The following is a 13729-nucleotide window of genomic DNA, read 5'->3' on the forward strand; positions in this document are numbered from 1 at the left end:
TCAATAATGACGCCGCTTGGTGCGCCTCAAACCGCAGGGCCGGCTGCTGCTGCGGTTCGGGCAAATTTGTGACCTAAGCGGTACGGATTATAATTGTCAAGAAATCCCATACCCGCAGGTGCTGCCATGACCGGAATCATAGACAAACACTACCTCTTCGCCCCCCTCTCCGAGGCGGACCGGCAACGTCTGACCCAGCGCAAAAACCGCCGCTCTTACCACGCGGGCAGCATGATCTTCACCCGCAACCAAGCCACCACCGACTTCTTCTTCGTCATCTCCGGCACCGTCCGCCTCTACTTCTCTGCCCCTGACGGCAAAGAAAAAACCGTCAAACTGTTCAGTCGCGGTCAGAGCTTCGGCGAAGCGCTGATGTTCATGCGTCACGATACCTATCCCGCCAACGCCATCGCCACTGAAGACACCGAGCTGCTGGTTATCAACAATCGCGAATTCCGCGAAATCCTCTCGAAAAACAACGAATTGTGCTTCGCCATCATGGGGGCGTTGGCCGAATACGTGCAATCCCTGAGCTCGCAGATAGAAATGTTGAGCGTCTTTGACGCCCGTACCCGCCTCCTGCATTACCTGCGCGAACATATGCGGGGCGAACGGAAGAACGGCGCGCTCTGCACGCTCGACATCAACAAAAAAGACCTCGCTGAATACCTCGCCATCCGCGCCGAAACCCTGTCGCGCCTGCTCAAACAGCTGGAGCAGGAACACGTCCTGGTTTGGGACCAGCGCGGCGTGATTGTGCATGACTGGAAGAAATTGCAGGACGCCTGAGCCGCCAGAATGATGACAGCGGGCTGCGGCCCGCTTTTTCATGCCGCTTCCGATGAAACCTGGCCTCGCCAAGTGGCGTGATTGCCGGGTTTCGTAAGACGTTGCCTGCAACGTCTCAAAACCAAAAAACGCGTGGTTTCCCCGCTTGGTGCTTGCCTTTACCCGAAACGCAAAAAGCAGGCTACGCCTGCCCGGCGGGTCGAGCCTGCCCTACGCCCGCTAAGCGGCGTCAAGACAGGGTTCGCCAAGCTGCTATGGAGAGGTTTTGGCCGGGTCCGCAGGGGACGGGTGTAAAAAACCTTCTTCTTGTCACAGCCCCGCTATAAGATGCCGCCACGCCGCTTACGGAGCCCTCCATGTTCACCACCATCGCCCTCTGCCTCATCGACTTCGCCTTTGCCGTTTTCCTCATCTACGACGGCTACATCCAGGCCAACCGCTTCGGCAAGACGCAAGTCGCCGTGCGTCTGCGCCGCCGTGTCGCCGACGCCGTCTTCCTCAACCTCATCGTCGCCGCCGGGCTGTACCACGAAATCAGCGTGCACCACACCGTGAACAGCCTCGCCCTCGGCCTCTTCTTCCTGCTCGTCCTCATCCACGGCCTGCGTTACCCGAAATGGCGCCTGAAAAAAGACGGCTTCACCGCCGGCGGTCGCTACTGGCCTTACGACGCCATCGTCGCCATGCAGCTTTCCGAAGACGGCGTGCTCGTCCTTACCCTGCAAAACGGCCAACCCGTCGTCCTCCCCGTCGCCCGCATCGAAGATCTGGAAGCCGCTGCTGCCTTCTTCACCGGCGAAGAAGCGCTGCAACACCTCTTTAACCGCGCCGCGCCGCCCGCTGCCGGAGAAAACGAGGCCTGACGGCGGCGAGACGCAGCGCCACAAAAGGGGTAGCATGGCGGCACACCCACACACGGAGACCCACCATGCTTTACCGTTTGCACGGCACCATCCAGCCCTACGCCTGGGGCGGCCACGACTACATCCCGCAACTGCTGCGGCGCGAACCTGGCAACAAACCCGCCGCAGAACTGTGGTTTGGTGACCACCCGCAGGCACCCTCCACCATCGAAGCGGACGGCCGCCAACTGCCGCTGGACGCCTGGATAGCTGAAAATCCCGCGCGTGCCCTTAGCGCTCAATCGCGGCAGCGATTCGGCGACCGCCTGCCGTTTCTGCTGAAAATCCTTGACGTGCGCCTGCCGCTCTCCATTCAGCTCCACCCCGACAAGGCACAGGCTGAAGCGGGCTACGCGCGCGAAGAAGCGGCGGGAATCGCCCGCGACGCCGCGACGCGCAACTACCCCGACGACAACCACAAACCGGAAAGCATGATCGCCCTCGGCGACTTCTGGTTGCTGCACGGTTTCGCCCCGCTCGATACCATCTACCGCCGCATTGACAGCCGCCCCAGCCTCGCCCCGCTGGCCGCGCTCATCAGTGCGCACGGCCTGCTCGACGCCTACACCCGCATCATGCAGGCAACCCCGGCGACGCTTGCCGCTTGGCTCGATCCGCTCTTTGCCCGCCCCGCGCCGCAAGACGTTTCCACCGACCCCGCCTACTGGCTGCACTACGCCCCGCGCGCCATCCACATCGATCCCGCCCGCCCCGACCCCGGCCTGCTCTCCTTCTACCTATTCAACATCGTCTACATGAAAGAAGGCGAGGGCATCTTCCAGCGTGCCCGCCTGCCGCACGCCTATCTGCGCGGGCAGAACATCGAACTGATGGCCGCCTCCAACAACGTCCTGCGCGCCGGACTAACCCCGAAACACATCGACATCGGCGAACTGCTGCGCATCGTTGATGCCAATCCGGTCAACCCGGCCATCCTCGCACCGCCCGCGCCCCACGAACATGCGCCCCACGTTTACCCGGCGCCGGTGGACGACTACACCCTGACCACCATCCGCCTGCCTGATGGCATGAACCTGCCGCTCGCCAACCCCGAGGCGACCATCCTGCTCAACCTGGAAGGACGCCTGCGCGTCACCGCCGGCGAGGACAGCCTCGAACTGCGCAGCGGCGAAGCGGCCTACCTCACCCCCGGCACCCCGGTGCATCTAGATGCGCATGAAGGCTGCTATATCGTGATAGCCAGCAACCGTTGAACCGGCATCAATACTGGACTCGCGTAGGGTGGGCCTCGGCCCACCAAGCGGGATAGGTGCGGAATTGGTTTTGGAGACGTTGCAGGCAACGTCTCTACGTTTTTCTTTCTACCGTAGCGTTGTTTTGTGCCGTTTGAGCAGCCGCCAAGCGGCGTAAATGCCCGGGCTTGCGTAGGGTGGGCCTTGGCCCACCAAGCGGGCGTAGCCTGCTTTTTGTGTTCTTGATAGCAGCACGAAAAAATGCCGCCAGGCAGCGTGGTTGCCGGGTTCCCACCAAGCGGCTAACCGTGCTAGCCGCCTTTCTGCATTTCCGTATAGCGGTCGCGCCGGGCGTAATCCTGTCCGGTCGCGATATGCCGCCAGGCGGGATAACGCGCAGCGCGGGCGCGCAGGGTGTCGCCCTGCTGCCAGCCATGCTCCATGATGAGCCAGCCGCCTGATTTCAACACGCGCGGTGCATCGTCCATGATGACGTTGAGGTCGCGGTAGCCGTCCTCGGCAGCGACGAGGGCGCTTAACGGTTCATGGCTGAGGGCGGCGAGATGTGGATCGTCCGGGGCGATATAAGGCGGATTGCTGATGATGAGGTCGGCGCTTTCATCAACAAAGGGCGCAAGCCAGTCGCCGTGCCGGAAGCGGACATTAGGTATGCCGAGACGGCGGGCGTTTTCCGTAGCGACCGCCAGCGCCGCCGTGCTTTGATCGCTGCCGGTGACATCGGCATCGGGGCGGGCGGCAGCGATAGCCAGCGCCAGCGCACCGCTGCCGGTACCGAGATCAAGCACCGTCGGGCGGGTAACGTCGCGCAGATGATGGAGGGCACGCTCCACCACCGCTTCGCTGTCGCTGCGCGGGATGAGGGTGGCGCGGCTGACGGCGAGATCAAGCCCGTAGAAAGATTGATTGCCGAGCAGATAGGCGAGCGGTTCGCCCGCGTGCAGGCGAGCGGCGAGGGCGTCAAGCGTCGCTACAGCATCGGCGCTGAGATCGGGGTCGTGGATGCGCTGCTGCGTCAGGCTGAGGCCGGTCACGAAGGCGGCAAGATGGCGGGTTTCCAGCAGCGCGGCCTCGCTATCGGGATGGGCGGCGGCGCTGCGGTGGATCCAGAGGCTGAGTTTCATGATGACGAATGCAGGCGGATGAGGGTGATGTACTGCGCCGGACTGATATCGCCGGCAACGAGATGGCGGATGAGCTGTGCCTCAAAGGCATCGGGCGGCGGCAGGCCCTCAATACGGTTTTTGCGCGCGAGATAAGCCTGATGGCGGGCGCGTTCCTGTTGCGCGGCAGGGCTGCGGTCGAGGTCAGGATAGCCGGCGGCGGCATTGGCGGCGAGGATGGCGGAGAGTTGGGCGGTAGCGGTCATGGTAGGAGGGGAGGGCGATGGTGCAGGATGTAGTTAAACATCTAAAAAATCGTAACGGCGTTGCGTCGTCTGACCGGTCCCCATAAAAATCGCTACGCGATTTTTATGGGGACCCGCCGTACTAGCTGTACTGTCTGCGGCGATGCGCCTTGTTACGCTTTTTTATCTATTCAACTACTAAGCCGATACGCAAAAAAGCCTGTCTTTGCGACAGGCTTCTTCTGCAAACCGGCGCCGTCTCACTGCGGATTGGCGGAAGGACGCGCGGAAACACGCGCCTCGTTCAGACGCTCAATGGCGGCGACACCGGAGGCATTGCTCTTGTCGGGCGAGGTGATCGTGCTGATGCGGATGAGGGTGAAATAGACGGTCAACCCAAGCACGATCGGGATGAACAGGGCGAGAAGAACCGAGAAAGTCGGGGATTTGATGGTGCGTTGATCTGACATGGAACCTCCAACAGGTTTGATAAAACGGGAGGGCTTTATATCAGATTATCCGCTTGTGTGGCAGGGCGATTGCCAACAGCCTCCCTCATCCGTCCGCACCCGCCGCTCAGTAGGCGGCGCGGTAGAGGGCGAGGAGTCTCTACCGGAGTTCTGCCTGGGGCGGGAAAGCGGGAAAAACGCTGCGACGTCCGCTGTCGTTACGGAACATAAAATGGGCAGACGACAAGCGAGCAAACATCGCCTTTCCGTCCTATCCATCCAGCCAGGAAATCCCCATGACAGAGCACGAAAACGATTATGACGACTATCGGCAGCGCGAAATCAAGCGGTTACTCGCCGACACCATTTTCTACCTGCAAGAGGCCAGTGAGCATCCGGATAGTATTGCCGGCATCCCGACCGGTTTCCGCGATCTTGACTGCATGACCGGTGGCCTGCAACGCGGCGATTTGATCGTTATTGCCGGGCGTCCCAATATGGGCAAAACCGCCCTGGCCATGAACATTGCCGAAGCTGTGGCTATTGGTGCCAGAGAAGCTGTCGCTCTCTCCTCGCTAGCTCAACCTGACCGCGTACTCATGCTACGTTTGTTGTCTTCGCTGAGCGGTATTGCTCACGACCGGTTGCGCAAAGGCGACATCATGGACGAAGGGGCACGCGAGAAACTGGCGCTTGCCGTCAGGCAGCTGGTCGAAGCCCCCCTCGATATTAACGACGACCTGAATCTCACCGCAGTCGATCTACATGCGCAAACGCGGCGGCTGCAAGAAAAGCGCGGCGCACTCGGCCTGATCCTTATCGATGATTTGCAAATGATAGAGCAGGATAATCCCGGCAATAACCGCATGACGACGGTGGACCGCATCATGCGCAGCCTGAAGCTGCTTGCCAGAGAAATGTATGCGCCGGTCATTGTTCTCTCGCAGGTCTCACAGCGCGCCGAACAGCGGGCAAACAAACGCCCGCTGCTCGCGGATCTTCCTGCTGCGGGGGCGATAGAGCAGCATGCCGACGTCGTCCTCTTTATCTACCGCAGCGAAGTCTATGACCCGGACTCGCCGGAACGGGGCATCGCCGATATCAACATTGCTAAACAGCACAACGGCCCCATCGGCACCGTCAAACTTGCCTTTCAGGCTGAGTACCTCAGATTTGGGGATCTGGCCTCTGGCTACGATGAAGCGTTCGATGACTGACTGCCGCATGAACCCGCCGCCGGGCGGGATAAAATCCGCCTTTTGCCCCCACCCCCGGAACACCCCATGAACGACGACACCGCCAGCACCTTCAACCACCAACCTGCCATGACCTTTGCCAACGGTGCCCACGGCACCAGCCTGAGCCCGCCGCCCCCGCAGCAGGCGGGGCATTGCATGGATGTCTGGGTGGTATGCGAAAGCCTGCTGCAAGCGGACGGCACCCTGCCGACGAAAGCGCAGGTGCTGGCAGATGCCCGCCTGGCACAATCCAACCGCAATAACGTTGAGCAGGAATACTACCGCTGGCGGCGCTGGCGTAGCGGTGGGAGTTCCTCCCTATCTGACGGTGTTAATCCGGCAGCTTTCACCTTCCATACAGGAGACAACAACATGGAAAAGCCCCCTAAAAAAATTCCTTTTACAAACACCATCTATTACGGCCCGCCCGGTACGGGGAAAACCTATTGTCTTTCTCAATTATTAGAAGGCTATACGCGTCCTGCGCCCTCGAATCTCAATCAAGAAGAAAAATTGGACATATGGCGACAAGAATTTATAAAAAACAATATATCTAATTTGGCTTGGTGGAAAGTTATAGTGGCTGTTTTACTTCACCTAGGTAGAGGAGCAAGAATTGATGAAATACTTGAGCATGAATTTATTAAGGAAAGAGCTCCTAATGGTAAAATTAATGCTCCTAATGTATGGAATAGTCTGACATTTCATGCCGTTGATAATTTGCCTAATATTAACATAAAAACAAGACACAAGCCTATTGTCTTTAGGAAGGATAATGAAGGTATATGGTCATTGCTCGAAAATGCACAAGAGAATTGCAAAGATGCCAATGATTTCTTTGAGTCCTATGAGAATGGATTTCCGCCCGATTGGAATCCGGAAACTTCCGAGGTACTACGCAATTATAAAATCGTGACCTTCCATCAATCCTATGGCTACGAAGAATTTGTGGAAGGACTACGTCCTGTTCTGAGCAATAAAGAGAACAAAGAGGATAGTGAGGAAACAGAGAGTGATAAAGCAGGCATAGTGCGCTATGAAATTCGTGACGGTATTTTCAAGGAACTGTGCAATGAAGCCCGCAAAGCGCCAAAGCAGCGCTTCGCCATCATCATCGACGAAATCAACCGGGGCAATATCAGCAAAATCTTCGGCGAATTGATTACGCTGATAGAAGCGGACAAGCGGGAAGGCATGAGAAATGCCATCAGCGTTAAATTGCCTTATTCCGGAGAATATTTTTCCATCCCGCAAAACGTCGATATTATCGGCACCATGAATACAGCCGACCGTTCTTTGGCCGTGCTTGATACTGCCCTGCGCCGCCGTTTTGCATTTGTCGAAATGATGCCGGATTATAAAGTCCTGAAAGATATTACGGTTGATGGTATCAAGATGGATGAATTATTGCGTCGTCTGAATGAGCGCATCGAAGTACTGTATGACCGTGACCATATGATCGGCCATGCTTATTTCATACCACTAAGAGACCAACCAACGCTGGAACATTTGGAGCAAATATTCCAGCAACGCATTATTCCGTTATTACAGGAATATTTCTTTGATGACTGGGAAAAAATCCGTCTGGTGCTGGGTGATAATCAGAAAGCAAAAGAAGAACATCAATTCATTAAGTGTGAAGAAAATACGGCAGGGGAAGCAAAACGTCTCTTTGGTGACAAACATCCGCTTGGCGACTATGGCATCAAGCCGCGCTATGTCATCAATGAAAATGCTTTCAAGGAAATAGAAGCCTATCGCGGTATCTATCAGCCATCAGCGGCGCAAGCGGGGAACACATAGTGCATGACGTCACGCTGTTTGAGTACGACGCCCTGATCGCCGGGAAGGCGGTAGAGGAAGTGGGGGCAGGCGTCCACGTCATCCCGGCGCACGATTTCCGCTGGCTGAAAGCGCGCTGTTTAAGCATGAAAAAGGCCTGGCAGTGGTTGACGCTGACCAGGCGGTGTGGGCAAGAGGCACTGCGAACTGCCAACTACGCCGGCATCGTCCGTTGCCCCAGCGGGCTGCAACTGGAAATCCTGCCGAAGACCGGGCGGGCGGTGGGTGATGCGGATCGTGCTGATCATGCCCGCCGCGTCCTGATGCGGATGCTCGCCTGCCTGCCCAACTTCCGCCACCTCCGCCTTGATGCCGCCGAACGTGCTGCCACCTCGCAGCCGCTGTGGGAAATCTTCATCGGCGAGGCGCTTGCAGCCATGGCTTCCGTCATCAAACACGGCTTGCGCCGCGATTACCGCACCTACGAAGGCAACCTCTTTCTCCTACGCGGCAAGCTACTGCCCACCGCACACCTGCGTCACAACCTCTTCCGCGCCGACCGCTTCTACACCGCGCACGATGAATACAGCCCCGACCGCGCGGAAAACCGCCTGCTGCACAGCGCCGTGTTGCAGGCCCTGCAACGTACCCGCCACCCCGGTCATCAGCGCCTTGCCCGTGAACTGCGCTTTGCCCTCGCTGACATTCCGCCTTCCACGCGGCCCGGCGATGATTTTGCCCGCGTCCGCTTTGAGCGCGGCATGGGTTACTACCGCGAGGCGCTCGCTTGGGCGCAGCTCTTGCTGGCGGAGACCAACCCGCTTGGCGACGGGCGCGACGATAGGCTGCCCGCGCTGCTGTTCCCGATGGAAGCGCTGTTTGAAGCTTACGTGGCGCAGCATCTCACCCGCACCTTCCCTCATCTGCGCGTGCACACGCAGCATCGCAAGCACTGCCTGCTGGCTGGCGACGGGCCAAACCGCTTTTTGCGCCCCGATCTCGTTCTCAGTGACACCGAGGACGGCAGCACGCAATGGGTACTGGATTGCAAATGGAAGGTGCCGGAAGGGCAGGACATCAGTGGCGTCGCGAGTAGCGACCTCTACCAACTGCTGGCTTACGGCATCAATTACTATGACGACCGGGCAGGCAAACTGGCGCTGGTGTACCCGCAAACGGCACTGTTTTCGCAACCGCTGCCTGTGCAGTTCCGCAACACGCAACTGCAACTGTGGCTGTTGCCGTTTGATTGTGATGCGGAAGAATGCCGCCTGCTGCTGCCGGATGATTGTCCGCCTGCGCAGCCGCCAAGCGGGATAAAGACTGACCTGCGCTACGCCGGAGCGGTGGACTGAAGTCTACCCTGCGCCCGCCAAGCGGCGTAGTTGCTGCGCCTGCCAAGCGGGGCAACCGCGCGCTTTTCCCGCCCGCTATACTAGCCCCCTCTCATCACGCCGCTTGCGGCAGGAGTTTGTATGCAACTGATCCTCTGGCGCCATGCCAGCGCCAACAGTTTTAACGGCTATGACCGCATGCTCGACCCGACCGGACACAAGCAGGCGGCGCAGGGCGGGCAGTGGCTTGCCACCCACTACCCCAATCTGCCCATCCTCACCTCGATGGCGCGGCGGGCGATCGAGACAGCGGCACATTATCCCTTCCCCAGCGAGGCGGTGGCCGCGCTCAATCCGGGCAAGGCGACGATGAGCGTCTATGATTTTCTTGTTGCGCGCGGCGAGAGCAATCTCATCGCCGTCGGTCATTTGCCGTGGATCGGCCAGCTCGGCGCACATCTCTTGCGCACCGGCGGCTATTACCCCTTCAATCACGGCATGGTGCTGGTCTTTACCGGTGATGACGGCGAAAACTGGCAGCTGTGTGATTCTTTCCAACCACAACCCGTGACGGGCTAAGGAGTTCTTATGCGTTTTCTTTTCCCCCTGCTGGCGGCGCTGGCCGCCCCGTTTGCCGCCGCACTCAGCGAAGCGGATTTGCTTGGCCGCTGGTCGTGCAGCACCTCGTATCCGGAAATCAATGCCAAGATTGACGATGTGCGCATTTTTAATGCCGACGGTACCACCACCAGCGACGGCACCACCATCTTCTTCATCCGCGACGGTCTCTTGCAATACACGACGCACAACGAAGAAACGTGGACGCTGAAAGACGGCGTGCTGCGCGTGGAGACGGTAAAAAGCGCGGTTGAGCGGGCAATGCCGCCGCGCATTCAGAAAATGCTGGACGAAAAACCCGATGTGGCAGCGTTTGAAGCGAAGATGTTTGGCGTGCTGCGCGCCGTGAAGACGGGTGATGCGGTTTCGCTGACCGTTGATAAGGCCGACAAGCAGCAGCTTAATATGCACGACGAACGCGACAATCCGACGGAATGCACGCGGGCGGAGGTTAAACCGGCGGCGAAGCAGAAGAAAGGCAAGTGAAGCCGATGCGCGACGCCCTGCTCGTCATCGATATGCAAAACGGCGTGTTCGCCACGCCGCGTCATGCGCGCGTGGCGGTGGTTGGTAACATCAACCGCCTGATGGCCGCTGCCCCGCATACCGTCGTCATCCGCCATACGGGCGACGATTTGCCGGCAGACAGCGCGGCGTGGCAGTTATTGCCGGAACTGCACATCCCCGCTGCTGCGGTGTATCTCGACAAGACTGCCTGCAACGCCTTTTACCGCACCGCGCTTGCCACTACGCTGGCTGAGTGGCACTGCCACGACCTGACCATCTGCGGCTGCACGACCGATTACTGTGTGGACAGCACCATCAAGGCGGCAGCCGCGCTGGATTACCGCGTGACGGTCGCCGCCGATGCCCACACCACCGGCGACCGCCTGCCCATCGCGGCGGATGTGCTCATCGCCTACTACAACGACCTCTGGGCGCAGCTCATCCTGCCGGACAACCCCATCCGCGTCCGCCGCAGCGACAGCATCATTGCCGCCTGGCAGGCCTCCCCTGAATCTGCTGGTGTCGCCCAAAAAAGATAACGCCATCTCCTCTACCGCTTGCCGGGCTGAGGCCCACCCTACTTTGGAATCCCCCATGCTCCTCTTTTCCCGACGCTTCCTGCCGTTCTTCATCACCCAGTTTGGCGGCGCTTTCACCGATAACCTCTACAAAAACGCGCTCTTGGTGTACCTCACCCTGCGCCTCAGCGACAGCAAAACCCTCAGCTTCTACACCAACCTGAGCATGGCGCTCTTCATCTTTCCGATGTTCCTTTTCTCCGCCTGGTCCGGCCTGCTCGCCGACCGCTTCGAGAAGCGCTTTCTCATTGTGCGTATCAAATGGCTGGAAGTGTTCATCATGGCCGTCGGCATCGTCGCCTTCGTCTTTGACCTCATTCCGCTGATGGTCGCCGTGCTCTGCCTGCTCGGCCTGCAATCCACCTTCTTCGGACCGGTGAAATACGGCATCCTGCCGGAACGGCTGCGCGAAGAAGAACTGATGCTGGGCAACGGCCTCGTCGAAGCAGGCACCTTCCTCGCCATTCTCGGCGGCACCCTGGCGGGCGCCTCGTTGGTTGCGCGCGAATCGCTGTATCCGCTGCTGTACACGGCGATGGTCGCTGCCGTCACTATCGGGCTTATCAGTGCCTACCTCATTCCCGCCGCCCAGGGCTCAACCGACCGCAGTGCCCTGCCACCGTTCCACCCCTGGCAGCAGACCAAAACCCTGCTCGCCTACACCTACCAGCAGAAAACCATCTACCAGTGCATCCTCGCCATCTCCTGGTTCTGGCTGCTCGGCGGCGCGCTTTTGACGCAAATCCCGCAGTACGCCAAAGAAGTGCTGAACAGTGGCCCGGAAGTCACCACCTACCTGCTGGTGCTGTTCTCCGTCGGCATCGGTATCGGCTCGCTCCTCAGCAACTTCCTTGCGCGCGGGCGGATTGAGGCGGGGCTTGTCCCCGTTGGTGCCTTCATCCTCGCCGCCGGCATGGCGGGTGTCATCACCATCAGCGCCAACCCCGCTCTCAGCGAATTGCACACCTTCCGCACCTTCCTGCATGACCCGCGCTTCCTGCACACCACACTTTCCTTCTTCGCCATCGCCTTCGGCGGCGGTATCTACGCCGTGCCGCTCTACGCCATCATCCAGCACCGCGCCGAAAGCGGCCACAAATCGCAGATGATCGCGGCGAACAACATCCTGAACGCGCTCTTCCTCGTGCTGGTGAGCGTCCTCTCCATCATAATCCTCAGCGTCTTCGGCTGGTCGCTGCAAGCGCTCATCGCGCTCCTGCTTGGTGTGCACCTTGCCATCTCGCTCTACATCTTCACCGTCGTCCCGGAATTCATCATGCGCTGCCTCGTCATCCTCATCGTCGCTTGCTGCTACCGCCTGCGCGTACGTGGCCGCGACAACATCCCGCGCAGCGGCGCGGCCATCATCGCCTGCAACCACATCTCCTACATGGATGCGCTCATCCTCATGGTCACCATCCGCCGTCCGCTGCGCTTCATCATGTACTACAAAATCTTCCGCATCCCCGTGTTGCGCTACATCTTCAAAAGCGCGCGCGCCATCCCCATCGCCGGACGCAGCGAAGACGCCGCGCTCTTCCGCCAATCCTTTGAAGACGTACACACGGCGCTCGCCGACGGCGACATCGTCGCCATCTTCCCCGAAGGCGAACTGACCCGCGACGGCGAAATCGGCGTGTACCGGCGCGGCATCGAAAAAATGCTGGAACGCGACCCCGTGCCGGTCATCCCCGTCGCTATCGATAACCTCTGGGGCAGCCTCTTTTCACACGCGGGCGGACTGATGAAAGGCGGGCCGCGCAAATGGTTCGCCCGTATCGACGTCCTCATCGGTGCGCCGCTGCCGCCGGAGACCGATGCTGAAACGCTGAAAGAAAAGACGCTGGCCTTGCTGGCGCAACACAAAACACAACCCTAAACAAGGAAGCCACCATGCACAAAACCCTCTGTCTTGCCCTCCTTCTCGCCGCGAGCGCCGCCCATGCCCTGAGCGACAGCGAAAAAGGAGCATTGAAGAGCGCCGCCGAACAGGCTTACCAACAGCAGGACTACGCCACCGCGCGGGAAAAATGGCAAACCCTCGCGGAGACCGGCGATGCAGACGCGCAACATATCCTCGGTTACTTCTACTACAACGGCCAAGGTGTAGCGCAAGACTACGGAAAAGCACGTGAATGGTGGGAAAAAGCCGCTGCACAGGAAAACGCTTCCGCCGCCAACAACCTCGGCCTCCTCTACAAAGAAGGACAGGGCGTCGCGCAGGACTACGACAAAGCGCGACAGTGGCTGGAAAAAGCGGCTATCCGGGGCAATGCCGCCGCACAAGGCAACCTTGCCGTCCTCTACTACGAAGGGAAAGGAGTAGCGCAGGATTACGGCAAAGCGCACGAATGGCTGGAAAAGGCTGCCGCCCAAGGCCATGCCGATGCCCAATACAATCTCGGTATCCTTTACGACAAAGGACAAGGTGTCCCACAGAATATCGGTAAAGCGCGCGAGTGGTATGAAAAAGCCGCCGCCCAAGGTGATGCCAGTGCCCAATACAACCTTGGCGTCCTTTACGATAACGGAGATGGCGTGGCGCAGGACTACGCCCAAGCGCGCGCGTGGTACGAGAAAGCGGCCGCCCAAGGGGATTTATATGCCCAATACAACCTTGGCGTCCTTTACGATAACGGAGATGGCGTGACGCAGGACTACGGTAAAGCGCGCGCGTGGTATGAAAAAGCTGCTGCCCGGGGTCATGTCAAAGCCCAATATAACCTCGCCATCCTCTATTACCAGGGCAATGGAGTGCCGCAGGACATCAACAAAGGGCGCGAATGGCTGGAAAAAGCCGCCGCCCAAGGCCATGCCCGGGCACAATACCAGCTCGGTGTCCTGTATCGGGACGGACAAGGAGTACCGCAGGACTATGTCAAAGCGCGGGCGTGGTTTGAAAAAGCCGCCGCTCAAAATGATGCTCGGGCGCTATTTAATCTAGGGGCTCTCTACTAAAGCGGCATAGATGTG

14 protein-coding genes are annotated in these 13729 nt (G+C 59.3%); 11 read left to right on the forward strand and 3 right to left on the reverse strand.

The window, feature by feature from the left end:
* Positions 1–126 precede the first annotated feature (126 nt).
* The 3 genes from LG374_RS06330 to manA all read left to right on the forward strand — a co-directional run bounded on the left by LG374_RS06330 (position 127) and on the right by manA (position 2905).
* Positions 127–789 (forward strand): Crp/Fnr family transcriptional regulator, encoded by a 663-nt coding sequence (locus LG374_RS06330; RefSeq protein ID WP_225756898.1) that lies wholly within the window; start codon positions 127–129, stop codon positions 787–789.
* A 356-nt stretch (positions 790–1145) separates the two neighbouring features.
* Positions 1146–1652: a DUF986 family protein gene (locus LG374_RS06335; RefSeq protein WP_225756899.1), complete on the forward strand. Its 507-nt coding sequence runs from the start codon at positions 1146–1148 to the stop codon at positions 1650–1652.
* 65 nt (positions 1653–1717) lie between these two features.
* Complete coding sequence (gene manA / locus LG374_RS06340; protein WP_225756900.1) at positions 1718–2905, forward strand: mannose-6-phosphate isomerase, class I; 1188 nt, start codon at positions 1718–1720, stop codon at positions 2903–2905.
* 290 nt (positions 2906–3195) lie between these two features.
* On the opposite strand, the gene prmC is transcribed toward manA, so the two are convergent.
* From prmC to LG374_RS06355, 3 genes are all read right to left on the reverse strand, one after another.
* Complete coding sequence (gene prmC / locus LG374_RS06345) at positions 3196–4026, reverse strand: peptide chain release factor N(5)-glutamine methyltransferase (protein ID WP_225756901.1); 831 nt, start codon at positions 4024–4026, stop codon at positions 3196–3198.
* Positions 4023–4271, reverse strand: a complete 249-nt coding sequence (locus LG374_RS06350; RefSeq protein ID WP_225756902.1) for an antitoxin VbhA family protein — start codon at positions 4269–4271, stop codon at positions 4023–4025. The genes prmC and LG374_RS06350 overlap by 4 nt, the downstream gene beginning before the upstream one ends.
* Positions 4272–4510: 239 nt before the next feature.
* The gene (locus tag LG374_RS06355) at positions 4511–4720 is read right to left on the reverse strand and encodes a hypothetical protein (RefSeq protein ID WP_225756903.1); all 210 of its coding nucleotides are present in this window, start codon (positions 4718–4720) and stop codon (positions 4511–4513) included.
* A 275-nt stretch (positions 4721–4995) separates the two neighbouring features.
* Here LG374_RS06355 and LG374_RS06360 point away from each other — a divergent pair, with 275 nt between their 5' ends.
* The 8 genes from LG374_RS06360 to LG374_RS06395 all read left to right on the forward strand — a co-directional run bounded on the left by LG374_RS06360 (position 4996) and on the right by LG374_RS06395 (position 13714).
* Entirely contained in the window at positions 4996–5916 is a 921-nt protein-coding gene (locus LG374_RS06360; RefSeq protein WP_225756904.1) for a DnaB-like helicase C-terminal domain-containing protein, read from the forward strand.
* A gap of 66 nt (positions 5917–5982) precedes the next feature.
* Positions 5983–7740, forward strand: coding sequence for an McrB family protein (locus tag LG374_RS06365; protein ID WP_225756905.1), 1758 nt, complete (start codon positions 5983–5985; stop codon positions 7738–7740).
* Positions 7740–9074 (forward strand): McrC family protein, encoded by a 1335-nt coding sequence (locus LG374_RS06370; RefSeq protein ID WP_225756906.1) that lies wholly within the window; start codon positions 7740–7742, stop codon positions 9072–9074. Before LG374_RS06365 ends, LG374_RS06370 begins: the two co-directional genes overlap by 1 nt.
* 120 nt (positions 9075–9194) lie before the next feature.
* Positions 9195–9632 (forward strand): histidine phosphatase family protein, encoded by a 438-nt coding sequence (locus tag LG374_RS06375; protein ID WP_225756907.1) that lies wholly within the window; start codon positions 9195–9197, stop codon positions 9630–9632.
* Between the two features lie 9 nt (positions 9633–9641).
* The gene (locus LG374_RS06380; protein WP_225756908.1) at positions 9642–10157 is read left to right on the forward strand and encodes a hypothetical protein; all 516 of its coding nucleotides are present in this window, start codon (positions 9642–9644) and stop codon (positions 10155–10157) included.
* A 5-nt stretch (positions 10158–10162) separates the two neighbouring features.
* Entirely contained in the window at positions 10163–10717 is a 555-nt protein-coding gene (locus LG374_RS06385; RefSeq protein ID WP_225756909.1) for an isochorismatase family protein, read from the forward strand.
* Between the two features lie 55 nt (positions 10718–10772).
* Positions 10773–12635 carry an MFS transporter gene (locus tag LG374_RS06390; RefSeq protein WP_225756910.1) on the forward strand — a complete coding sequence of 621 codons (1863 nt, stop codon included), beginning with the start codon at positions 10773–10775 and terminating at the stop codon, positions 12633–12635.
* Positions 12636–12649: 14 nt separating this feature from the next.
* Complete coding sequence (locus tag LG374_RS06395; protein ID WP_225756911.1) at positions 12650–13714, forward strand: SEL1-like repeat protein; 1065 nt, start codon at positions 12650–12652, stop codon at positions 13712–13714.
* The last annotated feature ends 15 nt before the right edge of the window (positions 13715–13729 follow it).

Source organism: Cardiobacterium sp. Marseille-Q4385 (genome assembly GCF_916618745.1).
Classification (GTDB): domain Bacteria; phylum Pseudomonadota; class Gammaproteobacteria; order Cardiobacteriales; family Cardiobacteriaceae; genus Cardiobacterium.